The following is a 26,008-nucleotide window of genomic DNA, read 5'->3' on the forward strand; positions in this document are numbered from 1 at the left end:
CGAGAAGAGGCAGTTGTTGGACTTCTGGGGTGGTGGTTCCTAGGCTCGCGCCGTGAAGCAGCGCAGCCTCGGGCGCCCCGGCGCCCCCACCACCCGGCAGGTCTCCGCCATCGGTCTCGGCGCCATGCCGCTGAGCATCGAGGGCCGCCCGGACACCGACCGGGCCATCGCCACGATCCACGCCGCCCTCGACGCCGGCGTCACCCTCATCGACACCGCCGACGCCTACCACCGCGACGCGGGCGAGGTCGGCCACAACGAGGAACTCATCGCCCGCGCCCTGCGCGAGTACGGCTCGGCCACCGACGACGTCGTCGTCGCCACCAAGGGCGGCTCCCTGCGCCCCGGAGACGGGACGTGGTACCAGAAGGGCGACCCCGCCTACCTGAAGGAGGCGGCGAAGGCCTCCGCCCAGCGGCTCGGCGTGGAGGCCATCGGCCTGTACCAGTTCCACCGCCCCGACCCGAACGTCCCGTTCGCCGACTCCGTGGGTGCGCTGGCCGAACTCCTCGACGAGGGCGTCATCGTGCGCGCCGGCATCTCCAACGCCGACGTGGCCCAGATCGACGAGGCGGACGCCGTCCTGTCCGGCCGGCTGACCTCCGTGCAGAACCAGTTCTCCCCCGCCTTCCTCAGCAGCCGCGGCGAACTGGAGCACTGCGCACAGCAGGGCATCTCGTTCTTGCCGTGGTCGCCCCTGGGCGGCATCTCCAACGCCGCCGAGCTCGGCTCGCGCCACGCGGTGTTCGCCGAGGTGGCCGGCGAACGAGGCGTCAGCCCGCAGCAGGTGGCCCTGGCCTGGGAACTGTCCCTGGCCGACCAGGTCCTGCCGATCCCCGGATCCTCCCGGCCGGCGAGCATCCAGGACTCCCTGGCCGCCGCGGACCTCGTCCTGTCCGGCGAGGAACTCACCCGCCTCGCCGAGGGGACCCGCTCGTGAAGACCCTGGCCCTCGGTGGCACGGACCTGCAGGTCCCCAACGTCGTGCTCGGCCTCATGCGCATCGCCGAGATGGACGACGAGGCCATCCGCACCCTCGTCGCCACCGGCCGCGAAGCCGGCATCACGATGGTCGACCACGCCGACGTCTACGGCGGATCGCTGCACAAGTGCGAGGAGCGTTTCGCCCAGGCGGTGAAGCTGTCGTCCTCCGAGCGCGAGAACACCGTCATCCAGACCAAGTGCGGCATCGTTCCCGACGGCCCGTACTTCGACTTCTCCCACGAGCACATCCTCTCCTCGGTCGAGGGTTCGCTGAAGGCCCTGGACACCGACCACATCGACGTCCTGCTGCTGCACCGCCCCGACGCCCTGGTCGAGCCCGACGAGGTCGCCCGGGCGTTCGACGAACTCCACGCGGCCGGCAAGGTGCGCGCGTTCGGCGTCTCCAACCACACCCCCGGGCAGCTGGAACTGTTGCGCCGCAGCGTGAAGCAGCCACTGGTCGCCAACCAGCTGCAGCTGTCCGTCACGCACGCGCCGATCGTCGCCCAGGGTGTCGCGGCGAACATGCAGGACCTCGACCAGTCGATCTCCCGCGACTCCGGGATCCTGGACTACTGCCGCCTGCACGACATCACCGTCCAGGCGTGGTCACCGTTCCAGGCCGGGTTCTTCGACGGGGTGTTCCTGGACAACCCGAAGTACCCCGAGCTGAACGCCGTCCTCGACCGGCTCGCGGCGCAGTACGACGTTCCGACGATCGCCGTCGCGACGGCGTGGATCACGCGCCACCCGGCGAACATGCAGGTCGTCCTGGGCACGACCAACCCCGAGCGGGTGCGCGCCGCGGCCCAGGGCTCGGACCTGCCGCTGACGAAGGCGGAGTGGTACGAACTGTTCCGCGCCGCGGGTTACCGCGTCCCCTGACGCTCCGCCCGGACGGTGGCCGTCTCGTCGAGTGCGAGGCGGCCCCCGACCGGCAGGTGCACCGCTCCCGGCACCCCGAGCCGGCGGGCGTGCGCCACGAACCGCGGTCCGGGGTCGACGAACCGGTCGCCCATCGTCCGCCCGAGGGCGATGGGGTGCAGCGTCCCCCAGTGCACGGGAACCGAGTGGGCCGGCCGGACCCGGGACACGAGTTCGGCGGCCTGGCGGGGGTCGAGGTGGTGCGGGCCGAGGGTGTGGCCCCAGCCGCCCACGGGGACGAGCGCCACGTCGGGGGCGCGACCGGCCGCCGACACCACCTGGTCGGACTCGTCGAACTCCCCGGTGTCCCCGATGGCCCACAGCAGCAGGTCGTCGGGGTCACGCTCCGGGAACGCACCCGGAACCCGCACCACGTGCTCGACGGCGACGGCGTCGCGCGGGGCGCGGCTGAACCCGCTCGCGGTGCGGTGCCCCGCGTGGTGGGCGGGCAGCGCCGTGACCTGCACCGCGCCGCCCCCGAAGGGCAGGTCGACGCTCGCTCCGACGGCCACCTCCAGGACGCGGGTCGCCGGCAGCCGCAACCGCCAGCGGATCCAGTCCGAGGAGCCCGGCGGGGTCACCAGCACCGCGGGGCGCAGCCGCCGCAACGAGGGCAGGTCCAGGTGGTCGTGGTGCAGGTGCGAGACGAGGGCCAGGTCGCACCCGGCGGACGCCGAGGGATCCGGGGTGCGCGGGCGCCGGCGCAGGTGCGCCAGCCCGGGCCGCAGCACGGGGTCGGTGACGATCCGCAGGTCCCCCTCCGGCCGGGTCACGTCGACCGTCACCGTCGAGTGCCCCAGCCACCTCACCACCACACCCACGCTCTGAACCCCCTCGGTGATCGAGCACGACAGTGCTCGATCACGGTCGTAGTCGGACTTCGCGCATCCAGCGCACGAGTTGTTCGTGGACGGTGGCCGCCCCCACCAGCGGGGCCTCGCCCGGCACCGAGCGGTCGCGCAGGTCCTCCTCGACCTTCCACTCCGCCGGGTGCACCAGCACCGCCTGCGTCTGCCACCCGCCCAGGCCGCCGTGGGAGCCGACCTGCTCCTCGAACGCGTGGACCTCTCCCGTCACCGGGTCGACGGTGGAGTGCACGAACAACGCGGGAGCGTTGCGGAAGCGCATCACCCGCAGCAGGTCCCCCGCCGCGCGCGGGCCGACGGCCAGCAGCGGATCCGTGCCCGTGACGCGTCCGGAGACCAGGTCGTGCTCCCCCTCGGGGCCCAGCACGACCACGTCGGAACCCCGGCGGCCCACCACGAAACCCACCCCGCGGGTCTCCAGCAGACCGGGCACGAGGGCCGGCCAGCGCCGGTCGAACTCGGCGAGGTCGATGCGCCCGTCGGGGGCGTCGGGCACCGACAGCAGCGCCGTGCAGCCCGAGGTGGCCACCACGACCGCGTCGCGGGAGGGAACCGGTTCGCTCTCGTGCCGGGCGCTGACCCGCTCGGCCTTGGCCTGGGTGCCGAAGTCGCGGACCAGGACGTCGACACGGCCGCGCATCTCCTCCCCCGCCGCCGTCGTGACGACCGGGTGCGTGGGACCGGCCTCGTCGAGCAGCCCGGCCACGACGTCGCGCAGGGGCCGGCCGCTGACCTGCAGGAACGTCGGTCCCTGCGCCTGCCCGTGGTCGGACAGCAGCACCACCCGGTACTCGCGCGGGGACACCGCGGCCACGTCGGCCAGGGTCTGCAGCACGCGGTCGATCCCGGCGAGGGCGTCGAGCGATTCGGCGCGGGCGACCCCGGCGTGGTGGGCGACCTCGTCGTAGTCGAGGAAGTCGACGAACACGACCGGCCGCCCGTCGGTGAGGGCCTGGGCGACGAGCGAGACGTTCAGGTCGCGCAGCAACCCGTTCGTCAGGGCCCGCAGCAGGACGTACCAGCCGCGCCGCGGGATGCGCGGTTCGATGCGGCGGACCCGCTGCTGCCAGCCCTGGTACAGCTCCTTGACGACCTCCCCGATCGTCAGGATCACGCTGCGCACCAGCACGAACGGGCGCGCCACGTACCGCAGGTAGGGACGGCCGGAACCTCCGGCCCGGGAGGTGGACACGACGAGGTGGGCGTGCGTGGCCTCACCCGAGAACAGGTTGCCGATGCTGGCCCCGCCGCCCGCCAGCAACCCGGTCCGCCCGGCCGCGTGCGCGGCCTCGCGGGCCCGGCGCTCGATGACCGCGGCGTCGGCGGGCCGGTTCGCGACCAGCACCCGCCCCAGTTCGGGGTCCCACCAGCGGAACGCGGGGATGTCCTCGGTGGACCCGTGCAGGAAACCCGCCTGGCTGGCCGGTGTCGTGGACGGCAGTTGCGCGCGCCAGCCCTCCGCGACGTGACTGCCCTGCCGCAGCCAGCGCGCGACCGTCGTCAGCGTTCCGGAGTGCAACCCGAACTGCAGCAACGGCATCGACAGGCCGTCGACCTGCACGACCAGCAGTCCCGGCGGCCGGTCCTCACCGGTGCGGCCCGGCCGGCGGCGCAGCAGTTCACGCACCACCCAGCGGCTGTCGTTGGAGCCGACGACCCAGCGGGCGGTCACACCGACCAGCCCGGTCCACAGGTAGACCTGCCACAACGCGTTGAGCGAGGTGAGGTCCAGTCCGGGCACCACGGTCAGCGCCGTGTGCAGCAGCAGCAGCTGCACCGCGACGCCGAGGACCACCGTGACCATGGGTCCCAGGACCGCCACCAGCGGCCCCAGCACCGGCCGGAGGAGCAGGTCGCCGATCGCCAGCACGGCCGCGGAGGCGATGAGCCAGAACGGCGAGCCGTACTCGACACCGGTGACCAGGTGGGCGCTGATCCACAGCGCGAACGCCGTGGGCAGCAGGGACAGCACCAGGTCGCGCAGGTCCCGCGCGGTGAACGCGAACCAGGTGCGCACGTCGGCTGTCTCCCGGACCCGCCGTCTCAGAAGCCCAGTCGCTGCAACTGCTTGGGGTCGCGCTGCCAGTCCTTGGCGACCTTGACCCGCAGGTCCAGGTGGACGCGGGTGCCCAGCAGCGCCTCGATCTGCCGGCGGGCGCGCGTCCCGACGTCCTTCAGGCGCGAGCCGCCCTTGCCGATGACGATGCCCTTCTGGGAGTCGCGCTCGACGTAGAGCCAGACGAAGACCTGCAGGACCCCGCCCGCGCCCTCGGTCATCTCCTCGACCACGACGGCCAGGGAGTGCGGCAGTTCGTCACGCACCCCCTCCAGCGCGGCCTCGCGGACGAGCTCGGCGACCATCACCGTCTCGGGTTCGTCGGTCAGTTCCCCCTCGGGGTACAGCCGCGGCCCCTCGGGCAGGTGCGAGAGCAGCACGTCGGCGACGGTGTCGACCTGTTCACCGGTCTTGGCCGAGGCCGGGACGACGTCGGCGAAACCGCCGAGGACCTCCTCGCCGAGGGCGGCGACGGCCAGCAGCTGCTCGGCCACCTGCTGCCTGGACGCCTTGTCGGTCTTGGTGACCAGCGCCACCTTGACCGAGCGCGGCACCGCCCCGAGCGCGTCGGCGATGAACCTGTCGCCGGGGCCGATCTTCTCGTCGGCCGGGATGGTGAGGGCCACGACGTCGACCTCGGCGAGCGTCTCGTGGACGAGGTCGTTCAGGCGCTGCCCGAGCAGGGTCCGCGGCCGGTGCAGGCCGGGGGTGTCGACCAGGACCAGCTGGGCGTCGGGCCGGTGCACGATGCCGCGCACGGTGTGCCGGGTCGTCTGGGGCCGCGAGGACGTGATCGCGACCTTCTGCCCGACCAGGGCGTTGGTCAGCGTCGACTTCCCGGCGTTCGGTCGCCCGACCAGGCAGGCGAAACCCGAACGGTGCGGGGCGTTCTTCTCAGTCATCTTCTCGCCCTCCGGCGCGTTCCTCGACGAGTTCACGGTCCCGCTCGCCCTCTCCCTCGGGCAAGCGGTGGACGAGGACCGTCCGCACCTGGTTGCGCCGGCCGGCGCGGGCGTCGGCCTCCAGCCGCAGGCCGTGGACCTCGGCGACCGCGCCGGGGACGAGCACCTCCCCCAGGGTCTTGGCCAGCAGCCCGCCGACGGTGTCCACGTCCTCGTCCTCGATCTCCTTGCCGAACAGCTCCCCGAGGTCCTCCACGTGCAGCCGGGAGGACACCCGGTACCCGCCGTCCTCGAGCCGTTCGACCTCGGGCGCACCGCGGTCGTACTCGTCGGAGATGTCCCCGACGATCTCCTCGATGATGTCCTCGATGGTCACCAGCCCGGCCGTCCCGCCGTACTCGTCGACGACGATCGCCACGTGCACGTTGTCCCGCTGCATCTGCTTGAGCAGGTCGTCGACGGGCAGGCTGTCCGGTACGAAGACCGCCGGCCGCGCCACGTGCTCGACCAGCTCGCTGCGGGCCCCCGTGGGGTCGGCGTGGAAGCGGCGCGCGATGTCCTTGAGGTAGACGACGCCGAGCACCTCGTCGGCGTCGTCGCCGACCACCGGCATCCGGGAGAAGCCCGAGCGCAGGAACAGCGCCTCGACCTCGTGCAGGCCGGTGCCGCGGCGGGCGGTCACCAGGTCGGTGCGCGGCACCATGACCTCGCGGGCCAGGGTGTCGCCGAGCTCGAAGACCGAGTGGATCATGCGGTGCTCGCCGGCCTCGATGACGGAGGTCTCCCCGGCGAGCTCGACGATCTCGCGCAGTTCGGTCTCCGACCCGAACGGGCCGTAGCGCAGCCCCCGCCCGGGCGTCACCGCGTTGCCGACGGCGACCAGGGCCCGGGCCAGCGGCCCCAGCAGGGCGGCCAGCGGGGCCAGCACCGGAGCGGCCATGAGGCCGACGGCCTCGGCGTGCAGGCGGCCCAGCGTCCGCGGGCCCACCCCGACGAGGACGAAGTCCAGCGCCGACATGCCCAGACCCGCCAGGACCAGGACCAGCCACCAGGACTCCACCCAGCTGGCCACGACGACCGTGACGCAGACCGCGGCCAGCGTCTCGAAGACCACGCGCAGCAGCGTGCAGACCGCGATGACGGAGGCGGCCGACTCCAGCACCCGGGACAGGGCGGCCGCACCGCGCCGGCCGTCGGCCTCCAGGTCGCGGGCCCGGCGCCGGGAGGTCCCGGCGACGGCGGACTCGGCCGCGGCGACCAGACCGGCCGCGACGACCAGCACGACGGCCAGGACCAGGAGCGGGACGGCGGGTGCGCCCACGTCTCAGTCCCCCGACGGCAGGGCGCGGTGCCCGACCGTGGGGGTGGGGTCCCCGGGGCGGCCGATGCGGGCCAGGAAGCCCAGCACCAGGCGCCGCTGCAGGGTGAACATCTCGCGTTCCTCGTCGGGTTCGGCGTGGTCGTAGCCGAGCAGGTGCAGGATGCCGTGCGTCACCAGCAGCAGCACCTCGTCGGCGGTCGCGTGCCCGGACGCCTTGGCCTGCGCCGCGGCGACCTCGGGGCAGACGACGACGTCGCCGAGCAGTCCCGGCTCCGACATGCCGCCCTCACGGCCGGGACGCAGCTGGTCCATCGGGAAGGACATGACGTCGGTGGGACCCGGCTCGTCCATCCACTGCACGTGCAGCCGGGACATCGCCTCGGTGTCGACCATGAGGATCGACAGCTCGGCCAGCGGGTGCACGCGCATCTCGTCCAGCACGTACCGGGCCAGCTGCGACACCTCCACGGTGTCGACCCCGCGGCCGGCCGCGAAGCAGCTCTCGTCGACGACGTCGATGCTCATCGGTCGCCCATCCCCCGGGTCACCGCTTCCTGCCGTGCGCCCCGGTGGACCGCGGACGCGAGTCCTCCCAGCGCCCGTAGGCGTCGACGATCTCCGACACCAGCCGGTGCCGGACGACGTCGGAGGAGGTCAGGCGGGAGAAGTGGACGTCCTCGATGCCCTCCAGGATGTCCTGCACGACCCGCAGCCCCGACTCGGTGCCCGCGGGCAGGTCGACCTGGGTGACGTCACCGGTCACGACGATCTTGGAGCCGAAGCCCAGCCGGGTCAGGAACATCTTCATCTGCTCGGCCGAGGTGTTCTGGGCCTCGTCGAGGATGATGAAGGCGTCGTTGAGCGTGCGGCCGCGCATGTACGCCAGCGGCGCGACCTCGATCGTCCCGGCGGCCATGAGCCGCGGGATCGAGTCCGGGTCGAGCATGTCGTGCAGCGCGTCGTACAGCGGCCGCAGGTACGGGTCGATCTTGTCGGTGAGCGTGCCGGGCAGGAACCCCAGCCGCTCGCCCGCCTCGACCGCGGGCCGGGTCAGCACGATCCGGTTGACCTGCTTGGCCTGCAGCGCCTGCACGGCCTTGGCCATCGCCAGGTACGTCTTGCCGGTGCCGGCCGGGCCGATGCCGAAGACGACGGTGTGCTCGTCGATGGCGTCGACGTAGTGCTTCTGGTTCACCGTCTTGGGCCGGATGGTCTTGCCCCGGCTGGACAGGATGTTCAGCGTCAGGACGTCGGCGGGACGGTCGCCGGCCGTGCCCGCGGCCTGGGCGCGCAGCATCGCGACGGAACGTTCGACGGCGTCGGGCGACAACGGCTGGCCCGCGCGCAGGACGGCGGTCATCTGGTCGACGAGCCGCTCGACGAGGGCGACCTCCCCGGCCGTGCCGCTCACGGTGATCTCGTTGCCCCGCACGAGCACGTCGACGTGGGTGAAGGCCCGTTCGAGGACGCGCAGCAGTTCGTCGCGGGCTCCGAGGAGCCCGACCATCGGCACCTCGGGCGGCACGACGATGACGTGCTTGGTCTGGCCGGTCGCCTCGGGGGTCGTCGGGGTCGCGTCGGGTTCGGGAGTGGTGTCGGTGCTGGCCATGATCGCCCCGAGGGGCTGTTCGCCTCCGTGTGAGTGCTCTTCGTCGCTCCGATCCTAACGAGCGGACCCGCGCGGGTCTTCCTCGTTCGGCGTCCCGGCCGTCGTCGTTCCCAGTCGCTGCACCAGGCGCAGCGCGTCGTGCGGGGCGTGACCGTGCGCGTCGTTGTCGAAGTACACGACGACGTCGGCCTGCCGGGCCCAGTCGCGGACCCGGGCCGCCCAGGCGTCGAGGGCCGCGTCGGAGTACCGGCTGGTGTACAGCTCGGTGTCGCCGTGCAGGCGGACGTGGACCAGGTCGGAGGTGACGGCGTCGATGAGCGGCCAGCGGCCGGCGGAGTCGGCGACCACCGTCGCCACGCCGTGCGCCCGCGACAGCTCCAGCGCCGCGCAGGTGCCGAAGGACTCGTGCCGGGCCTCCAGGGTGTGCCGGATCCGGCGTGCGCCCAGACCCGGCGGGACCTCGGTCGCCGTCCGGTCCCCGGCCAGCCGGCCGTCGTGCCGGCGGGCCAGCGCGGCGGCGTCGGCGACCGTCCGCGGCAGGAGGGCGAAGAAGTCGGCGAGCAGGACCGGGTCGAACGCGACGGTCTCGGGCAGCTGCCACAGGACCGGCCCGAGCCGGTCGCGCAGCTCCAGCACCCCGGAGGCGAAGAAGTTGGCCAGTGGCGTCTGCACGTCGCGCAGCCGCTTGAGGTGGGTGATGTACCGGCCGCCCTTGACGGCGAAGGTGAAGCCCTCGGGGGTCTGCTCGCGCCAGGAGGCGTAGGAGGTGGGCCGTTGCAGGGAGTAGAAGGACCCGTTGATCTCGATCGAGGAGAACCGCTGCGCGGCGTAGGACAGCTCCTCGCGCTGCCGCAGGCCCGCGGGGTAGAAGTCCCCCCGCCAGTGCGGGTAGGTCCACCCCGAGATGCCGATCCGGACGTCCCCCACGTGGTCATCGTCGGCGGTGCGGCGGTGGTGTGCGCGGCGAGCCGTGGCACGTCGCGCACACCCGCCACGCGTCCCCTTCCCCCGCCGCCGCGGCGGTGCCACAGTCGCGGGGTGGACAGTTCGACGGTGGACGACCCGTTCGACGGCGGTCAGCTGACCGTCTGCCTGGTACCGGAGGCGGACCAGGAACTGCGCTGCCTGCGGACGCTGCGCGAGGCCGGCCTGCAGGCCACGATCGAGCACTGCACCCCGACCGCGGAGGACCCCGTGGTCGTCGTGGCCGTGCCCTGCGGCCACCGGCCCACCCACGACGACACCGTCGCCGCGACCGCCCGGGTGACCAGGGCGCTGCGGGCGGCCGGTCTGCACGCCGAGGTGCAGGGCACGGGTCACCGGACCCTGGTCGGCTGACCCCCTCAGCGCTTGCGCAGGTCCCGGGCCAGTTCGGCCTGGGCCACGACCTCGGCCAGGCCCGCGCCCGTCGAGGCGGTGACGGCCGCGGCGACCGCACCCTCCAGGAAGGGCGCGTCGACGAGGGTCACGGCGGCGTCCTCCAGGTCGAGCAGGACGCTCCTGGCCGTCAGCACCGCGCTGCCGAGGTCGACCAGCACGGCGACCTCCTCCCCCTCGGCCACCGCCGTGCGCAGCGCCTGCTCCAGGGCGTCCGCGTCGGTGCCCAGCCGGCCGTCGGCCGTCCCCCCGACCGCGACGAGGCGGGCGGAGCCGGCCACCTGACCCGCCAGGTCGGCGACTCCCCGGGCCACGTCGGCGCTGTGCGAGAGCAGGACCACCCGCACGCTCACGCGCTCACCCTGACCAGGGCTGCGAACAGCAGCACGATCGACTCCGCCCCCGGGTCCCGGTGCCCCACCCCGCGTTCACCCAGGTAGCTGGCGCGACCCTTGCGGGCCACGAGCGGTTCGGTGGAGGCGGCCCCCTCGGCCGCGGCCGCCGCGGCGACGCTGACCGGACGCCCCGCCTCGAGCGCCTCCACGGCCGGGGCGAGCGCGTCGAGGAGGGTCGCGTCGCCGACCTGCGCCGCGCCGAGCGAGACGACGCCCTCGAGCCCGGCCCGCAACGCCGCCGCCAGCGCCGGCTGGTCGACCTCGGTCGCAGCGCCCAGCGACTTGCCCGCCCGGCGCAGCAGGGTCCCGAACAGCGGCCCGCTCGCGCCGCCGACGGTGCTGACGAGCGTCGACCCGGCCTTGGTGAGGACCGCCCCCGGGGTGGAGGGGGCCTCCTCGTCCAGCGCGGCGACGACGGCCCGCATCCCGCGCTGCAGGTTCACCCCGTGGTCGGAGTCGCCGATCGGGCGGTCGAGGTCGGTGAGGTCGGCGGCGCGGTCCTCGACCTGCGCCGCGAAGGCCCGCAGCCACTCGGCCGCCGACTTCGCGTCCAGGGTCACGGTGTCGGGGGTCACGCGCGCCACCTCAGGGCCGGGGTCCGCACGGGCGCGTCCCACAGGTCGAGCAGTTGCGGCGTCGCGCGGCACACGCTGACCATGCTGCCGGCCATCTCCAGACTGGTGACGTAGTTCCCCACCAGCGCCCGCGCGATCCGGCCTCCCCGACCGGTCAGCTCGGACACCACGTCCCCGGCCAGGACCTGCAGCTCCAGCAGCGGGGTGCCGCCCATGCCGTTGACCAGCAGGATGAGGTCCTGGTCGTCCACGGGCATGTCGTCGGCGATCGCCGCGACGGACGTGCGGGCGATCTCGCGGGCCAGTTCCCCGTCGGGAACCCGGACCCGCCGGCGGCCGGGTTCGCCGTGGATGCCGATGCCCAGTTCCATCTCACCGGGAGCCAGGTCGAAACCCGGCTTGTCCGAACCCGGTGTCGTGCAAGGACTCACCGCGACCCCGAAACTGCGGCTGGCCGCGACGACGTCGCGCCCCAGCGCCGCCACGTCGGCCAGGCCCATGCCCTGCTCGGCCGCGGCGCCGAGGATCTTCTCCACGAACAGCGTCCCCCCGGTTCCCCGCCGCCCGGCGGTGTAGGTGCTGCCGGAGACGGCGACGTCGTCGTCGACCAGCACGGTCTCGACGGCCACGTCCTCGTCGTCGGCCAGTTCGGCGGCCATCCGGAAGTTCATGACGTCGCCGGTGTAGTTCTTCACCACGTGCACGACCCCGGCCCCGTCCGCGGCGGCTCGCGTGGCCGCCAGGACCTGGTCGGGCACGGGGGAGGTGAACACCTCCCCGCAGGCGGCGGCGTCCAGCATCCCGAGCCCGACGAAACCGGCGTGCAGCGGTTCGTGTCCCGAGCCACCGCCGGAGACCAGCCCCACCTTCCCCGGGCGTCTGTCGTCGGCACGGGACACGACGTGCTGCTCGAGGTTCACGGAGAGTTCAGGGTGGATCGCGGCCAGTCCGCGCAGCGCGTCGGTGATGGCGTCGGCGGGGTTGTCGAGCAACTTGACGACGGTGTCCATGAGGAGCTCCTCTGCCCGGGAGCGCCCAAGGTATCCCCAGTCCGCGACCTGCGGAATCGGTTGGCGGACATCGGCAGACCGGCCCCGCGGTTCCTGCCGCTCCTGCCGACCCGGCGCGGTCACGTCGACGGGTGTGCCTGCTCACCGCTGCGAGGAGGCACCGCGGCTCGGAGCGCCGGTCCGTTCCCGGCACCGCCCGTCACCGCCGTACGGTGAGGGGCGTGGCCCTGCACCTCCGACTCGTCGCGACCCTGCAGGACGACCAGCTCGTGCTGACCATGCTCGACGGCCGCGAGCACAGCAGGATCTTCGTCGACGACGGCATGGACGCGGCCGGGCTCGAGCTCTACGAACTCGGCGCCGTCCCGGCCCGCCTGCTGTGGTCGCTCGAGGAACTCGACGCGGCGCTGGACCGCAACGGCTACGCGCGGACGACCCCGTGGCGCTTCGGCCCGACCGCCGAGATCACCCGCGTCGACTGAGGCGCGCGCCGGTCGGTCACCGGGCGTGGACGGCTGCGGGGTCCTCGAGGTACACCAGGTCGTTGCCGTCGGGATCGGTGAAGTGGAACATCGGCGGAACGCCCTGCCAGCGCAGGACCTCCTCGTTGTGCATCCTCACCCCCTCGGTGCCCGACAGCCGCTCGTGGGCGGCGCCGGCGTCGGTCGTGCCGAGCCGGATCGCCATGGGCAGCGGGCTGCCGGGCGGCAGCAGCACCAGGCCGACCTGCGAGCCCGGCGGCACGACCTCGACGTAGCGGGCCCCCGGCATCGCCTCCACGTCGGTGCGCAGTTCGCAGCCCAGCACCTCGGTGTAGAACTCCAGCGCGGCGTCCTGGTCGGCCACGGGCACCGCCACGCTCAGCACGGTCGTCGTCATCGGCATGCCCTGCGGACTCCGGGGCGGTCGGGAAGTCATCGCCGGCGCCGTCACGACTGGCGGGCACCGGGTCCGGCGTCGAAGGTGGCCTGGTGCCCTCCCCCACGCCCGGCCGCGGTCCCAGCACGTCGCCCACCCACGCCGAGGTCCTGATCGTCGGCGCCGGCAACGCGGGGATCTCCCTGGCCGCCAGGCTCCTGCGCGACGGCGCGCGCGACGTCGCGATCGTCGAGCCGTCCCCGGTGCACCGCTACCGCCCGCTGCTGAACTACGTCGGCACCGGGCACGCCGCACCCCCGGACGTGGAGCGGCCGACGGGCTCGGTCATCCCCGCCGGGTGCCGCTGGATCCAGGACGCCGTCGAGACCGTCCACGCGCAGGCCCGCACCGTGCGCACCCGACGGGGAGCGGACCTCACCTACGGCACGCTGGTGCTGTGCCCCGGCATGCGCGAGGACTGGGCGGCCACTCCCGGACTGCAGGACGCCTACACCGCCGGCTGGGCCGGCTCGACGTACGTCCCGAGTTCCGCGCCGCTGGTGTGGCCGGCGCTGAGGAACGTCCGGGAGGGTTCGGTGGTCTTCACCGTCCCGCCCGAGCCGGCGCCGTGCGGGCCCACCGCGCTCAAACCCGCGCTCACGGCGTGCGACCACTGGCGCCGTCGCGGAGTGCTGCCCGACCTGGACGTCACCGTGGTGCTCCCCGAGGCCCAGCCCCTGGGGGTGGCCGGCGCCGACGAGCACCTGGAGGCGGTGTTCGCCGCCTACGGCGTCACCGTGGTGCGCCGGGCGCGCGTGGACAGCGTGGACCCGGTGCTGCGCTCGGTGGACGTCGCCACCCCCACCGGCACCCGGCGGCTGGACCACCTCGCCTACGCCCACGTCGTCCCGCACTACCGCGCCCCGGAGTGGATCACCCGCAGCGGGCTGGGCGAGGCCTCGCCCGCCGGGCTCGTCGACGTCGACCCCACCACGCTGCGCTCCCGGCACCACCAGGACGTCTGGGCCCTCGGCGACGCCGCCGCCCTGGCCACCCGCTCCTCGGGCGGGGCGCTGCGCAAGCAGGTGAAGGTCCTGGCCCACAACCTCGCCGCCGCCGCCGCGGGCCGCCGGCTCCGGTCCTACGACGGCTACACCGTGATGCCCGTGACCACCTCCCGCACCCAGCTCATGCTGGTGCAGGCCGACCGGAGGCGTCCCCGTCCGCTGCCGCTGCCGGACCCGTTCGCGCCGCGCCGCTCGGCGTGGTGGTTCGACCGTCACGTCCTGCCGCAGGTCTACTTCCGTCGTCTGCTGCGCGGCAAGGTCTGAGGACGGCAGCGGCGGTTCAGTCCACGACGACGGTGCGGTCCACCGGTTCGGGGTCGGCGGGCTGGACGCTGGTGCTGGGGAAGTCGGCCAGCCGACCGGACTCGGCCAGGTCCCAGTCGTCGAACGTCAGCCCGCTCTGCAGGTAGACGACGAGCAGGCGGGCCAGGGCCACCAGCCCGTCGACGTGGGCGCGTTCGTGGCCGTGGCTGGACTCCAGCCCGAACCCCAGCAGCGCGTGCCGGGCCTCGATCCCGGCCTCCAGCGCGGGAGCGGCGTCGGAGCGGTAGTGCCGGTAGACGTCGCGCACCGCGGGGATGCCGTGCTCGCGGGCCAGCCCGTGCAGGCGCCGGGTCAGGTGGTAGTCGAACGGCCCGGTCATGTCGAGCATCGCGATGCTCACCAGTTCCTCGCGGGAGGCCTGTCCCTCGGCGACCACCGCGTTGTCGACCGCCACGAGTTCGGCCACGTCGGGAGCCAGGCCGTGCGTCGCGCCGAAGCCGACCTCCTCGCCGATCGTCACGAGGAACTGGGCGCTCACCTTCAGCGGGAGCCCGGCGTCGCGCAGCGCCTTCAGCGCCGCCAGGCAGGCCGCCAGACCCGCCTTGTCGTCCAGGTGCCGGGACTTGACGTAGCCGCCGCGGGTGATCTGCGGGGCCGCGTCCAGGGCCACGTAGTCGCCGACCTCGATGCCCAGGGCGGCCACGTCGCGGGCGGACTCGACGGGCTCGTCGATGCGCACCTCGACGTAGGGCCAGCCCACGCCCTGGGTGTCGATCTCGTCGCCGAAGGTGTGCCCGCTGCTCTTGAGCGGCAGCACCGTCCCGGTGTACACGCGGTCGTGGTCGTCGGTGAAGATCGTCACGTGGGCGCCCTCGGAGAAGCGGGCGCTGTGGCTGCCGACCGGGACGACCTCGAGGCGGCCGGTCGGCTTCACCCGCTTGACCATCAGCCCGATGGTGTCGGCGTGCACGACGACGGCCCGGCGCACGCAGGCGGACTCCCCCGTCAGCGTGGCGCGCAGGATCCCGCGGCGGGTCAGGTCGAAGGGCAGCCCGAGCGCGGCGATGTGGTTGCCGACGGTCTGCATGACGGCGTCGGTGCGCCCCGAGGGGCTGGGGATGCGCAGGAGCTCCATCAACGTGGTCGTGAGGTACTCGACGTCGATCGCGACGTCCTGGGGACCAGCGGGGACCTGGGGCTTCTTCGCGGTGCTCATCGCAGGCGATGCTGCCAGGGAACGCGGCAGGATGCCCTGGTGGACCTCGCAGACGTGCTGGACGACCTCTACGGCTCGCCCCCGGCGGAGTTCACCGCCACCCGCGACGCCTACGCCCGGCAGGCGCGGGACGAGGGCGACCGGGACCTGGCCGCGCGCATCGCGGCGCTGAGGAAGCCGCCCGTGCCCGCGTGGGCGGTGAACCTGCTGGTCCGCGAGCGCGGCGACGACGTCGAGCAGCTGCTGCAGCTGGGCGCGGCGATGCGCGAGGCCACGGCGTCGCTGGCCGGTCCGGAGCTGCGCGAACTCGGTGTGCAGCAGCACAAGGTGCTCGACGCCATGCGGGTGCAGGCGGGGCGGCTGACGCTGGCGGCCGGGGTGAGGCTGTCCCTGGACGTGGGCGAGAAGGTCGTCGCCACCCTGCGGGCGGGCATGAGCGACGCGGCCGCCGCCGATGCGGTCCGCACCGGGCAGCTGGTGCGCACGCTGGAGGCCACCGGGTTCGGCGAGGTCGACCTCGAGGGCGCGACGGCCGCGGACGTGGCCCTCGCCTCCCCCGGGCCGGCGCCGGCGACGAGGGCCGCGGTCCGCAGGAAGGCGCCGCCGCGCGACGAGCTGAAGGCCCGTCGCGAGGAGAAGGCGCGCCGGGAGGCCGAACGGCAGCGCGCCGAGGCCGAACGCCGCGACCGTGAGCGCCGGGAGCTGCAGGAGGCCCTGGAGCAGGCGCGCGAGGACCTCGAGGACGCCCGGCGGGAGGCGTCGTCGGCCGCCGGCGACCTGACGTCGGCCCAGCGCCGCGCCGAGGACCTGACCCGCCGGCGGGAGGACCTGCAGGCCGAGCTGGACGCCGTGACCGGACTGCTGGAGACGGCGTCGGAGTCGCTGCGCAGCGCCGAGCGGGCCGCACACGCCGCCGACGAGCGGATCGGGCACGCCGAACGCGAGGTCGAGCGCCTCCGGGCCCGCCTCCCCGACTGACCGCTGGCACGCCCGGCTGCCCGCTGGTACACCTCGCTGCCCGCGGAAACAACAGTCTCCGTCGCGGGACGGCCCCGCAGGCGACGGAGACTGTTGTTTCCGCGGGGGAAGAGGTGACGGAGCGGGTCGGTCAGCGCTGGTCGACGGGGCAGACCCAGGCGACCCGGCCGGCGAAGGTCCAGTTCCGCACCGGTGTTCCGCAGCGACGACACGTCTCGCGCTTGTAGACCCAGCGTTCGTCGGGGGCGGTGGGGTCGGAGACGACCTGCCCGGCGTCCACCCCCACCCGCAGGTGCTCGACGGCGAGGTCCCACAGCAGGCCGGCCTCGTCCTCGTCGACCCGGCGGGTCGGGTCGATGCCGGCCAGGAACAGCAGTTCGGCCCGCCAGGCGTTGCCGATGCCGGCCCAGACCGACTGGTCGAGCAGGGCGGCGCCGACCGCGGCCCGGGCCGAGGCCAGCCGGTGCGCGGCCTCGTCACGACCGGCCTCCCCGACACGCAGCGGATCGGGGCCCAGCGTGGCCAGCAGGGCGGTGAAGGCCTGCTCGTCCATGGCCTCGCACCGGCTGGGGGCGATGAGCGAGAACGCCGTCGTCTCCCCCGCCAGCCGCATCCGCGTGCCCCCGCGCGGGGGCAGGGACAGGTCGTCGGTGCGCAGGAAGATGCCCTTCATGCCCAGGTGGACGTGCACGTCCGGGGCGCCGTCGAAGGAGTAGACCAGGTGCTTGCCGTAGGCCTGCACGTCCTGCAGGCGGTGCCCGTCGAACGGGGTCGCGTCGAACTTGCGTTGCGGGCTGGTGACGGACAGCACCTGCCCGGCGAGGGCCTCGCGCTGGTCACGGGCGTGGCGGTGCAGGGAGTGGGCTTCGGGCACCTGCCCAGTTCACCCCAGCGAGGCGGGTTTCGCAGGCGTGAACAGCCACTCGGTGAAGAACTCGTCCAGGTCGGCGCCGCTGACCTCCTCGGCCAGGGCGGTGAACTGCGGGATCGTCACCGCCTGCCCGCGGTGCCCGGCGTACCAGGTGCGCAGGATCTCGAAGAACGCCGCGTCGCCGACCTCCTCGCGCAACGCCTGCAGGGTCATCGCCCCGCGGTAGTAGACGGCCGCGTCGAACAGGGCGTCGGGGCCGGGGTCGCCGATGGTGACCGACCAGAACGGGTCGTCCGCCGCGAGGCCCTCGGCGTAGAGGTCCAGCAGCTGCGCGGGGGTCTCGTACCCCTGCGCACCCGACCACAGCCACTCCGCGTAGGTCGCGAACCCCTCGTTGAGCCAGATGTGCTCCCAGCCGGCCAGTCGCAGTTCGTCGCCGAACCACTGGTGGGCCAGTTCGTGCACGACGACGCTGTCGCCGGTGAACGCCGAGGAGAAGAACACCGGGGAGTACACCGGCCGGGTCTGCGTCTCCAGGGCGAACCCGAGCGTCGGGTCGTCGTCGACGATGCCGCCGACCGTCTCGAACGGGTACTCGCCGAACTGGCCCGACAGGAAGTCGACGATCTCCGGCTGGCGGTCCAGCGAGGCCCGGGCCACCTGCCCCGCGGTCGGGGCTTCCGGGTCGTCGGTCAGCACCAGCCCGTCCAGGTCGGGGTCGAGGGCGTCGATGTACGTCAGCCCGCCGACCTCGCGGGTGGTCACGTCGAACTCCCCGACCGCCAGGGTCAGCAGGTAGGAGGCCATCGGGTCGCGCGCCGACCAGGTCCAGGTCGAGAGGCCGTCCGCGGTGCTGACCGGACCGGGCGTGCCGTTGGAGACCACGGTCAGCCCGTCGGGCACGGTCACGCTGAGGTCGTACGTGGCGGCGTCGCGCGGGTGGTCGTTGACGGGGAACCACGTCGCGGCGCCGTCGGGCTGCCCGGCGACGATGGCGCCGTCGTCGGTGTGCATGAACCCCGAGGTCCCCAGTGCGTCCTGGACCGGCTGGGGTGTCCCGGAGTAGGTGACGACCGTCGAGAAGGTCCGGCCGACGCCGACGGGGGTGTCGGGCAGCACGACGAGTTCGGAGCCGAGACGGACGAAGGCGCTCGGGACGCCGTCGACCGTCACGGACGCCACGTCCAGCCCGGACAGGTCCAGGTCGAAGCTCGTCAGGTCCTGCGTCGCCGTCGCCGTGATGGCCGCGGACCCGCTGAGCAGGTCGGTGGCGGGGTCGTAGGCCAGGTCCAGTTCGTAACCGGCGACGTCGTACCCGCCGTTGCCGTCCAACGGGAAGTAGCGGTCACCGATCCCGGGCGCGCCGGGACTGAACCCGGCCGACGGATCGGGCAGGGCCGCGGCCGAACCCGCCGACCCCGCACCCAGCACACCGCTCAGGACCAAGGAGGAGACCGCCAGCCGTCGCCGCATGCCGGGACCCTAGTGCCGCTGAGCGTTCCCTGTGAACCCTCGGGTCTCGGGGAAGAGCAGGTCCAGGAACCGCTCGGCGGTGGGCCGCGGGGCGTGGTTGGCCAGGCCGGGTCGTTCGTTCGCCTCGATGACGACGTGATCGGGACCGGAGACGTCGGGGACCAGGAAGTCCAGGCCGGTCACCGGGATGCCGATCGCGCGGCTGGCCGCGACGGCCGCCTCGACGAGGGCGGGGTGCAGCTCGTCGGTGACGTCGTCGATCGTCCCGCCGGTGTGCAGGTTCGCGGTGCGGCGGACCTCCAGCCGCTCCCCCCGGGGCAGCACGTCGTCGAGGCAGTACCCGGCGTCGGCGACGACGGCCTCGGTGGTCGTGTCCAGCGGGATGCTGGACTCGCCGCCGGTGGCCGCCTCGCGACGCCTGCTCTGCCTCGCCACCAGGGTCCGGATGGAGTCCGACCCGGTGCCGATCACCGCAGCCGGACGCCGGACCGCGGCGGCGACGACCTCGTGGTCGATCACGACGACGCGCAGGTCCTGCCCGGCGACCAGTTCCTCGACGAGGACGTCCGGGCAGTGCGCGGCCGCCGCGGCGACCGCCGCGCGCAGCTCCTCACCGCCCCGCACGCCGACGGTGATGCCCTTGCCCTGCTCGCCGCGGGCGGGTTTGACCACGACGGGCCCGGTCTCGGCCACCAGCTGCTCGACCTCCTCCAGCCCCGCGGTGTCCCGCAACGGGTCCTGCGCCAGCTCCACGGCCCGGGGCACCCGGACCCCGCGGGCGGCCAGGAGCCGGCGGGTGACCCGCTTGTCGTCGCAGCGGCTCATCGCCACGGCGCTGGTCAGTTCCGACAGCGACTCCCGCGTCAGCAGCGACCGGCCGGCGTACGTCAGCCGCATCTCGCCGCTGGGCGCGTCGGTGACCTCCACGCGCACCCCGCGCCGCAGCGCCTCGTCGGCGATGATCCGCGCGTACGGGTTCAGCCGGGCCAGCCCCTCCGGTTGCGGGGAGAACAGCGGCCGGTTGATGGGGTTCTTGCGCTTCACGACCACCGGCGCGGCGGGCTGGAAACCCAGCCGCCGGTACAGGGCGATGGCGCCGGCGTTGTCGTGCATGACCGACAGGTCCAGCATCGCCCGGCCCCGCGCGACGTAGCGCTCGGCCAGCGTGCGCACGAGGCACTCCCCCACCCCGCGCGGGGCGGCCTGCGGGTCGGCGGCCAGGCACCACAGGCTCGCCCCTTGGTCGGGGTCGCCGAAGGCCAGGACGTGGTCGACGCCGGTGACGGTGCCGACGATCCTGCGGGTGCGGGTGTCCTCGGCGACGAGGTAGGTGAACGTGCGGGTCCGGTGGTTGGCCCACATCACGTCGACGTCGGAGGTCACCATGCCGCAGGCGGCGTAGATCCGGTTGACCTCGTCGAGTTCGGCACGCTCGCGCACCATCCGCACGAACACGTCGTGGTTCCGGTCGCGCGGGGCGCGGTAGCGGGCCAGCGGCAGCCGGAACGTGATCGAGGGATCCATGAACAGCTCGTGCGGGGCCAGGCCGACGAGGACCTGCGGGTCACGCACGTACATGGCGATGTCGCGCTCGCCGGTCTCCTCGGCCCGCAGGGCGTCGACGACGTCGCGCTGGTCGGTGAAGGTCTGGCCGAAGACCAGCCGGCCCCAGCCCATGTCCAGGACGACGTCGGAGGTCATCTCCGCGGTCAGCCACTGCGAGGGGCGTTGCCAGTTGCGGCTGGAGATCGCCGGGGCGTCGTAGCTGCGGTGCCGCAGCCCCGCGACGGGGCCGCGGCGCTTGGTGCTGGAGTTCACGGTCCGGCTCCGTCTCAGTCGATGCCGTGCTGCTGCAACCACATCTCCAGCAGCCCCAGTTGCCACAGCTTGTTGCCGCGCAGCGGGGTGAGTTCCCCGTTCGGGTCCCGGAGGAGTTCGGCGACGTACCCGGGCCGGAACAGGGCCCGGTCGCGCGCGGCCTGGCTGGACAGCGCGTCCTTGACCATGCCGAGGACCTTGCCCTCGAGGTGGGTGATGGCCGGCACCGGGAAGTAGCCCTTGGGCCGGTCGATGACCTCGCGCGGGATCACCCGGTACCCCACCTGCTTGAGGACGCCCTTGCCGCCGTTGGCCAGCTGCAGTTCCGGCGGAACGGCGGCCGCGAGTTCGACGAGTTCGTGGTCGAGGAACGGGACCCTGGCCTCCAGCCCCCACGCCATCGTCGTGTTGTCGACGCGTTTGACCGGGTCGTCGACGAGCATGACCTCGGTGTCCAGGCGCAGCGCCGCGTCGACGGCGGTGTCCGCGCCGGGGCGGGCGAAGTGCGCGGCGAGGAACTCGCGGGACACGTCGTGCCGGGGCAGCCACTGCGGGTTCAGGACCTGGGCCATCTGGGCGTGGTCGCGGTCGAAGAACGCCCGCGCGTAGGCGTCGACGCCCTGCTCGGGGGTGAGGCCGGTGAGCGGCGGGTACCAGTGGTAGCCGCCGAACACCTCGTCGGCGCCCTGACCGGACTGCACGACCTTGATGGTCTGCGACACGTGCTGGGACAGCAGGTCGAACGCGACGACGTCGTGGCTGACCATGGGTTCGCTCATCGCCCCCACGGCGTGCCCGAGCGCGCCGACGAGTTCGTCGCCGGTCACCCGGATGCGGTGGTGGTTCGTCCCGAAGCGCTCGGCGATGACGTCGGAGTAGGCGAACTCGTCGCCCTCACGGCCGCCCACGGACTCGAACCCGATCGAGTACGTCGCCAGGTCGGTCTGACCCTGCTCGGCCAGCAGTGCGGTGATGAGGCTGGAGTCCAGGCCCCCGGACAGCAGCACCCCGACGGGCACGTCGGAGACGGTGCGCCGCTTCACGGCCGTGCGCAGGGACTCCAGGACGGCGTCCTCCCAGTCGCGCGCGGAGAACCCGGCGAACTCCTCGCGGCGCACGTGGTTCGGCGCCCAGTACCGGTGGTCCGTCGACGTCCCGTCCGGTTCGACGACGCGGACGGTCGCCGGCGGCAGTTTGCGGACGCCCGTCAGGACCGTGCGCGGGGCCGGGACGACGGCGTGCCAGGACAGGTAGTGGTGCAGGGCGACGGGGTCGATCGTCGTGTCGACGTCACCGGCGGCCAGCAGCGCCGGCAGGCTCGAGGCGAACCGGAGGCGCCCGGGCGTCTGCGCCAGGTACAGGGGTTTGATCCCGAGCCGGTCGCGCATGAGGACGACGCGGCCGGTGTCGCGTTCGTGGACGACGACGGCGAACATGCCGACGAGGTGGTCGACGACGTCGGTGCCCCAGCGGTGGTAGCCCTTGACGATGACCTCGGTGTCGGACGTCGAGACGAACCGGTACCCGTAGCCGATGAGTTCCTCGCGCAGCTGCGGGTAGTTGTAGATGCAGCCGTTGAAGACGGCGGTCAGCCCGAGGTCGGGGTCCTGCATGGGCTGGGCGCCGCAGGCGGACAGGTCGATGACCGACAGCCGCCGGTGCCCGAAGGCCACCCGACCCTGCGCCCAGTACCCCTCCCCGTCGGGCCCGCGTGGTGCGAGGGTCTGCGACATCCGCTGGACGGCGGCGACGTCCGCCGCGCGCCCGTCGAACCTGACTTCACCGCAAAGACCGCACATGGCGCCCCATCGAACCCGATGTTCAGCCCGGCGGCCAGGTGAAGTCGCGGCCACCGAGCACGTGACCGTGCACGTGGAAGACCGACTGGCCGACGGCCGTGCCGGTGTTGAAGACCAGCCGGTACTCCCCGCCGCAGCGTTCGTCGGCGATCTGCTGGGCGACCTCGACCAGCCGCGCCAGCGTCTGCGGCGCCGCCGCGGCGAGCTGCGCGACGGTCTCGTACCGCTCGCGCGGGATCACCAGCACGTGCGTGGGGGCCTGCGGGTTGACGTCCTCGAAGGCGACGACCTGCTCGTCGGAGTGGACGATCGTCGCGGGGACGTCGCCGGCGACGATCTTCAGGAACAGGTCGTCGGGGGCGCGCTGGACGCGGGAGACCTCGGCCATGCGCCTCACGCTACCGCCCGTCGGTGGGGGGGCCGGGGGGGGGGGGGGGGGGGGGGGGGGGGGGGGGGGGGCGGGGGGGGGGGGGGGGGTCTCGCCCCCCTCCCCGCCCCCCACCCCCCCACCCCCCCCCCACCCCCCCCCGGCCCGCGCGCGCCGCCGCCGCCCCGGCGCCCCCCCCCCCCCCCCCCCCCCGCCCCCCCCCGGCCCGGACCCCGATCGCCCCGGCGCGCCCACGACCCCCACCAAGATCTTCTCCGCTTGGATGTCAACCGTGACCCTGCGTGACTCGTCTATGCAGCGTGATGGTGACGCAGGAGCGTGTGGTCGTGACTGACGACCCGCGTTCGTGGACGGCTGACGAGGCGATCAGCGCGCTGTACGCGGCGCACTGGCGCCGTCTCGTCGCGCTCGCGGCCTCGCTCATGGGCGAGTCGGCGAGCGCCGAGGAGGTCGTGGCCGACGCCTTCGTCACCCTGCACCGGCGCTGGGGCCGCTTGTCGGACAAGGGCTCCGCGGTCGCCTACCTGCGCACCAGCGTGGTCAACGGCTCACGGGACGTCCTCAAGCACCGCGTCGTGGCCGACCGCAAGCGGCCGCTGCCGGACCCCGCCCCCGAGGGACCCGAGGAGCACGCCCTGCGGGCCGAGGAGCACCGGACGGTGCTGGCCGCGCTGGAGGGTCTGCCGGACCGGCAGCGTGAGGTGCTGGTGCTGCGCTACCAGGGCGAGCTGTCCGAGCAGGACATCGCCGACGCCCTCGGCATCAGCCGGGGTGCGGTCAAGACGCACGCGCACCGCGGGCTCACCGCGTTGCGCGCAGCCATGTCGCAGGAGGAGGAACCGTGAGCGACCAGACGCCGCTGGGTCCGCTGCCGGACCCCGACGGCGACGACGACCTGAGCCCCACCGCGCGGCAGCTGCGCGACGCACTGGCCGCACGGGCGGCCGGGGTGCAGCCTGCCGACCGTCTCGAGGAGATCCGCATGACCAGCCGTTCGAACCGACGCCGTTCCCGCGCCTTCGCCGCCGTGGCCGGCGTGGCCGCCGTCGTCGTGGTGGGTGGGGGCGCCTTCGCGGTGACCCAGCGCGGTGACGACAACGTGACGACGGTCGCGGCCAGCACCTCCCCGACCCCCAGCACCCCGGAGCAGACACCGGCGCCGACGCCGACGCCGACCGGGACGCAGCCCGAGAGTCCGGCGCCTCCGCAGACCCCCAGCGTCGCGGCCGCGACGCAGACGCAGACCCCGGCCCCCGCGACCAGCCCGGCGGCCGACGCGACGCTGCCCACGGGCGCGTCCTCGGTACCGGTGTACTGGCTCGGCGGCGAACCGGCGAAGCTGTTCCGCGAGTACGTCCCGGTGAGCGGTGCCGCCGCGGACGACGCGACGAACGCGCTGCGCGCCATGCTCTCCGGCGACCCGACGGACCCCGACTACACCAGCCCGTGGTCGGCGGACGAGTCCGCGACCGTCACCGGGGGCGACGGCCGCCTCGTCGTGGACCTGTCCGCGGCGGCCGCCGCGGGCAGCACGGGGGACGCCGGGACCGCGGTCCAGCAGCTCGTCTACACGGTCACCGCCGCCGCGGGCGAGGACCAGCCGGTCGAGATCCGGGTCGACGGGCAGTCGCGTCCGACGTTGTTCGGCACGCCGGTCGCCGAGACGCTGTCGCGGGCACCGCAGGCCGACGTCCAGGCCCCGGCGTGGATCACGTCGGTCACCCCCGGACCGGGGTCGGTGACGGTCGAGGGCGTCGGGACGGCGTTCGAGGGCACGCTGGTGTACACGATCACCGACGCGGCCGGCACCGAGGTCGCGCGCAGCTGGACGCAGGCCGGGGCGAACGGGACGTACGCCGAGTACTCGTTCACCGCCCAGGTCCCCGCCGGCACCTACACCGTCGCGGTGTTCGCCCCCGACGAGTCCGACGGTGAGGGCTCGGTGTCCGTCGGCGACACCAAGGAGTTCACCGTCTCCTGAGGCCGCGGTCCGGGTCCACGGTTCGGGCGCGCGGTGACCGCGCGCCCGATCACCGCGCACGCGGTGACCCCGCGCCCAAACCCCCACGCCCGCAGCCCGGCACGCGGCGACCCCGCGCCCGAACCTGCCTGCGCGCGCTCGACCCGCGCGGGGCTCAGCGGCCGGAGAGCCGGTCGCGCAGCTTGGAGAACACCCCCTGGTGGGCGGGGGCGAGCTTGCCGGCGGGGCGGACCTCACCGCGCAGTTCGGCCAGCCGCCGCAGCAGTTCCTCCTGCTCGTCGTCGAGGTCGCGGGGGGTGGCGACCTCGAGGGTGACCAGCAGGTCGCCGCGGCCCTGGGCGCGCAGGTGCTCGGCGCCCTTCTGCTTCAGCGTCACGACCTCCCCGGCCTGCGTACCGGGCCGCACGTCGACGTCCTCGGTCCCGTCGAGGGTCTCCAGCGGGATCGTCGCCCCGAGCGCGGCGGCGGTCATGGGGACCTGCAGGGTGCACATCAGGTCGTCCCCGGAGCGGGAGAACACCGGGTGCGGACGTTCGTGGATCTCGACGTACAGGTCGCCGGGCGGGCCGCCGGCGGTGCCGACCTCGCCCTGGGAGGCGAGCTGGATGCGGGTGCCGGTGTCCACGCCCGCGGGGATGCGGATGGTCAGCGGCCGGCGCGCGCGGATGCGGCCCTCCCCCGAGCACTCCAGGCACGGCGAGGGCAGGACGGTGCCGAAGCCGCGGCAGGTCGGGCACGGCTGGGTCGTCATGACCTGGCCGAGCAGCGAGCGCACGACGCGCTGGACCGAGCCCTGGCCGTGGCAGATGTCGCAGGTGGCCGGGCTGGTGCCCGGCTGGCAGCACGACCCCTTGCAGGTGGGGCACAGGATCGCGGTGTCGACCTGGATGGAGCGCTCGCCGCCGAAGGCCGCCTCGGCCAGGTCGACGTCGACGCGGATGAGCGCGTCCTGGCCGCGCTGGGTGCGGCTGGCCGGCCCGCCGCCCCGGCCGCCGCCTCCGGCGCCCTGGCCGAAGAAGGCGTCCATGATGTCGGAGAAGCCGAACCCGGCCCCGAACCCGCTGCCGCCGCCGGGCATCGAGCCGCCGCGGTCGTAGGCGGCGCGCTTGTCGGCGTTGGACAGCGTCTCGTAGGCCTGGGAGACCTCCTTGAACTGCTCACCCGCGTCGGGGTTCACGTCGGGGTGCAGCTTGCGCGCGAGCTTGCGGTACGCGCGCTTGATGTCCTCCGCCGAGGCGTCCCGGGAGACGCCGAGGACGTCGTAGTAGTCGCTCAC

The 26,008-nt window shown here is 73.8% G+C and carries 26 protein-coding genes; 8 read left to right on the forward strand and 18 right to left on the reverse strand.

Annotated features, from left to right (window positions below; genetic code table 11):
* Positions 1–52: 52 nt before the first annotated feature.
* Positions 53–940 (forward strand): aldo/keto reductase, encoded by an 888-nt coding sequence (locus ACRYR2_RS09500; protein ID WP_432562613.1) that lies wholly within the window; start codon positions 53–55, stop codon positions 938–940.
* Positions 937–1,869, forward strand: a complete 933-nt coding sequence (locus ACRYR2_RS09505; RefSeq protein ID WP_432562614.1) for an aldo/keto reductase — start codon at positions 937–939, stop codon at positions 1,867–1,869. The genes ACRYR2_RS09500 and ACRYR2_RS09505 overlap by 4 nt, the downstream gene beginning before the upstream one ends.
* Here the strand turns inward: ACRYR2_RS09505 and ACRYR2_RS09510 are convergent.
* Genes ACRYR2_RS09510 through ACRYR2_RS09540 form a run of 7 tightly spaced genes read right to left on the reverse strand, consistent with a single transcriptional unit; the run spans position 1,854 to position 9,589 of the window.
* Positions 1,854–2,717: an MBL fold metallo-hydrolase gene (locus tag ACRYR2_RS09510; protein WP_432562615.1), complete on the reverse strand. Its 864-nt coding sequence runs from the start codon at positions 2,715–2,717 to the stop codon at positions 1,854–1,856. The two genes, ACRYR2_RS09505 and ACRYR2_RS09510, sit on opposite strands and share 16 nt — an antisense overlap.
* Positions 2,718–2,769: 52 nt before the next feature.
* Positions 2,770–4,791, reverse strand: a complete 2,022-nt coding sequence (locus tag ACRYR2_RS09515; RefSeq protein WP_432562616.1) for a phage holin family protein — start codon at positions 4,789–4,791, stop codon at positions 2,770–2,772.
* Positions 4,792–4,817: 26 nt separating this feature from the next.
* Complete coding sequence (gene era, locus ACRYR2_RS09520) at positions 4,818–5,732, reverse strand: GTPase Era (RefSeq protein WP_432562617.1); 915 nt, start codon at positions 5,730–5,732, stop codon at positions 4,818–4,820.
* Positions 5,725–7,053: a hemolysin family protein gene (locus ACRYR2_RS09525; protein WP_432562618.1), complete on the reverse strand. Its 1,329-nt coding sequence runs from the start codon at positions 7,051–7,053 to the stop codon at positions 5,725–5,727. The genes era and ACRYR2_RS09525 overlap by 8 nt, the downstream gene beginning before the upstream one ends.
* 3 nt (positions 7,054–7,056) lie before the next feature.
* The gene (gene ybeY / locus ACRYR2_RS09530) at positions 7,057–7,578 is read right to left on the reverse strand and encodes an rRNA maturation RNase YbeY (RefSeq protein WP_432562619.1); all 522 of its coding nucleotides are present in this window, start codon (positions 7,576–7,578) and stop codon (positions 7,057–7,059) included.
* A gap of 19 nt (positions 7,579–7,597) precedes the next feature.
* Positions 7,598–8,662, reverse strand: coding sequence for a PhoH family protein (locus ACRYR2_RS09535; RefSeq protein ID WP_432562620.1), 1,065 nt, complete (start codon positions 8,660–8,662; stop codon positions 7,598–7,600).
* A gap of 54 nt (positions 8,663–8,716) precedes the next feature.
* Positions 8,717–9,589: a DUF72 domain-containing protein gene (locus ACRYR2_RS09540; RefSeq protein ID WP_432562621.1), complete on the reverse strand. Its 873-nt coding sequence runs from the start codon at positions 9,587–9,589 to the stop codon at positions 8,717–8,719.
* 111 nt (positions 9,590–9,700) lie between these two features.
* On the opposite strand from ACRYR2_RS09540, the gene ACRYR2_RS09545 reads away from it, so the two are divergent.
* The gene (locus ACRYR2_RS09545) at positions 9,701–10,000 is read left to right on the forward strand and encodes a hypothetical protein (protein ID WP_432562622.1); all 300 of its coding nucleotides are present in this window, start codon (positions 9,701–9,703) and stop codon (positions 9,998–10,000) included.
* A 5-nt stretch (positions 10,001–10,005) separates the two neighbouring features.
* Here ACRYR2_RS09545 and dhaM read toward each other — a convergent pair whose 3' ends face one another.
* From dhaM to dhaK, 3 genes are read right to left on the reverse strand one after another with little or no spacing between them, the layout of a single operon-like run.
* Positions 10,006–10,392, reverse strand: coding sequence for a dihydroxyacetone kinase phosphoryl donor subunit DhaM (gene dhaM / locus ACRYR2_RS09550; RefSeq protein WP_432562623.1), 387 nt, complete (start codon positions 10,390–10,392; stop codon positions 10,006–10,008).
* Positions 10,389–11,018, reverse strand: coding sequence for a dihydroxyacetone kinase subunit DhaL (gene dhaL / locus ACRYR2_RS09555; protein ID WP_432562624.1), 630 nt, complete (start codon positions 11,016–11,018; stop codon positions 10,389–10,391). The genes dhaM and dhaL overlap by 4 nt, the downstream gene beginning before the upstream one ends.
* Positions 11,006–12,019, reverse strand: a complete 1,014-nt coding sequence (gene dhaK, locus ACRYR2_RS09560) for a dihydroxyacetone kinase subunit DhaK (RefSeq protein ID WP_432562625.1) — start codon at positions 12,017–12,019, stop codon at positions 11,006–11,008. Before dhaK ends, dhaL begins: the two co-directional genes overlap by 13 nt.
* Before the next feature lie 221 nt (positions 12,020–12,240).
* Between dhaK and ACRYR2_RS09565 the strand changes: the two genes are divergently transcribed.
* Positions 12,241–12,501 (forward strand): hypothetical protein, encoded by a 261-nt coding sequence (locus ACRYR2_RS09565; protein WP_432562626.1) that lies wholly within the window; start codon positions 12,241–12,243, stop codon positions 12,499–12,501.
* A gap of 16 nt (positions 12,502–12,517) precedes the next feature.
* On the opposite strand, the gene ACRYR2_RS09570 is transcribed toward ACRYR2_RS09565, so the two are convergent.
* Positions 12,518–12,898 (reverse strand): VOC family protein, encoded by a 381-nt coding sequence (locus tag ACRYR2_RS09570; protein WP_432562627.1) that lies wholly within the window; start codon positions 12,896–12,898, stop codon positions 12,518–12,520.
* Positions 12,899–12,990: 92 nt separating this feature from the next.
* Between ACRYR2_RS09570 and ACRYR2_RS09575 the strand changes: the two genes are divergently transcribed.
* On the forward strand, positions 12,991–14,208 hold the full coding sequence (locus ACRYR2_RS09575; protein WP_432562628.1) for an NAD(P)/FAD-dependent oxidoreductase: 1,218 nt from the start codon (positions 12,991–12,993) through the stop codon (positions 14,206–14,208).
* A gap of 16 nt (positions 14,209–14,224) precedes the next feature.
* On the opposite strand, the gene ACRYR2_RS09580 is transcribed toward ACRYR2_RS09575, so the two are convergent.
* Entirely contained in the window at positions 14,225–15,424 is a 1,200-nt protein-coding gene (locus ACRYR2_RS09580) for an osmoprotectant NAGGN system M42 family peptidase (RefSeq protein ID WP_432562629.1), read from the reverse strand.
* A gap of 39 nt (positions 15,425–15,463) precedes the next feature.
* Between ACRYR2_RS09580 and ACRYR2_RS09585 the strand changes: the two genes are divergently transcribed.
* Positions 15,464–16,402, forward strand: coding sequence for a coiled-coil domain-containing protein (locus ACRYR2_RS09585; protein ID WP_432562630.1), 939 nt, complete (start codon positions 15,464–15,466; stop codon positions 16,400–16,402).
* A gap of 130 nt (positions 16,403–16,532) precedes the next feature.
* Here the strand turns inward: ACRYR2_RS09585 and ACRYR2_RS09590 are convergent, their stop codons facing one another.
* The 5 genes from ACRYR2_RS09590 to ACRYR2_RS09610 form a co-directional block, all read right to left on the reverse strand.
* On the reverse strand, positions 16,533–17,276 hold the full coding sequence (locus tag ACRYR2_RS09590; protein ID WP_432562631.1) for a DNA-formamidopyrimidine glycosylase family protein: 744 nt from the start codon (positions 17,274–17,276) through the stop codon (positions 16,533–16,535).
* Positions 17,277–17,285: 9 nt separating this feature from the next.
* Complete coding sequence (locus ACRYR2_RS09595) at positions 17,286–18,746, reverse strand: M1 family metallopeptidase (RefSeq protein WP_432562632.1); 1,461 nt, start codon at positions 18,744–18,746, stop codon at positions 17,286–17,288.
* 9 nt (positions 18,747–18,755) lie between these two features.
* The gene (gene ngg / locus ACRYR2_RS09600; RefSeq protein WP_432562736.1) at positions 18,756–20,495 is read right to left on the reverse strand and encodes an N-acetylglutaminylglutamine synthetase; all 1,740 of its coding nucleotides are present in this window, start codon (positions 20,493–20,495) and stop codon (positions 18,756–18,758) included.
* An 83-nt stretch (positions 20,496–20,578) separates the two neighbouring features.
* Positions 20,579–22,363, reverse strand: a complete 1,785-nt coding sequence (locus ACRYR2_RS09605) for an N-acetylglutaminylglutamine amidotransferase (protein ID WP_432562633.1) — start codon at positions 22,361–22,363, stop codon at positions 20,579–20,581.
* Between the two features lie 22 nt (positions 22,364–22,385).
* Complete coding sequence (locus ACRYR2_RS09610) at positions 22,386–22,751, reverse strand: HIT domain-containing protein (RefSeq protein WP_432562634.1); 366 nt, start codon at positions 22,749–22,751, stop codon at positions 22,386–22,388.
* 302 nt (positions 22,752–23,053) lie between these two features.
* On the opposite strand from ACRYR2_RS09610, the gene ACRYR2_RS09615 reads away from it, so the two are divergent.
* Together ACRYR2_RS09615 and ACRYR2_RS09620 are read left to right on the forward strand one after the other, a co-directional pair.
* Complete coding sequence (locus tag ACRYR2_RS09615) at positions 23,054–23,596, forward strand: RNA polymerase sigma factor (RefSeq protein WP_432562635.1); 543 nt, start codon at positions 23,054–23,056, stop codon at positions 23,594–23,596.
* Positions 23,593–24,732 carry a Gmad2 immunoglobulin-like domain-containing protein gene (locus ACRYR2_RS09620; protein WP_432562636.1) on the forward strand — a complete coding sequence of 380 codons (1,140 nt, stop codon included), beginning with the start codon at positions 23,593–23,595 and terminating at the stop codon, positions 24,730–24,732. The genes ACRYR2_RS09615 and ACRYR2_RS09620 overlap by 4 nt, the downstream gene beginning before the upstream one ends.
* Before the next feature lie 154 nt (positions 24,733–24,886).
* Here ACRYR2_RS09620 and dnaJ read toward each other — a convergent pair whose 3' ends face one another.
* Positions 24,887–26,008: a molecular chaperone DnaJ gene (gene dnaJ / locus ACRYR2_RS09625; RefSeq protein ID WP_432562637.1), complete on the reverse strand. Its 1,122-nt coding sequence runs from the start codon at positions 26,006–26,008 to the stop codon at positions 24,887–24,889.

It is taken from the genome of Kineococcus deserti (genome assembly GCF_050871945.1).
In the GTDB taxonomy this organism is placed as follows: Bacteria; Actinomycetota; Actinomycetes; order Actinomycetales; family Kineococcaceae; genus Kineococcus.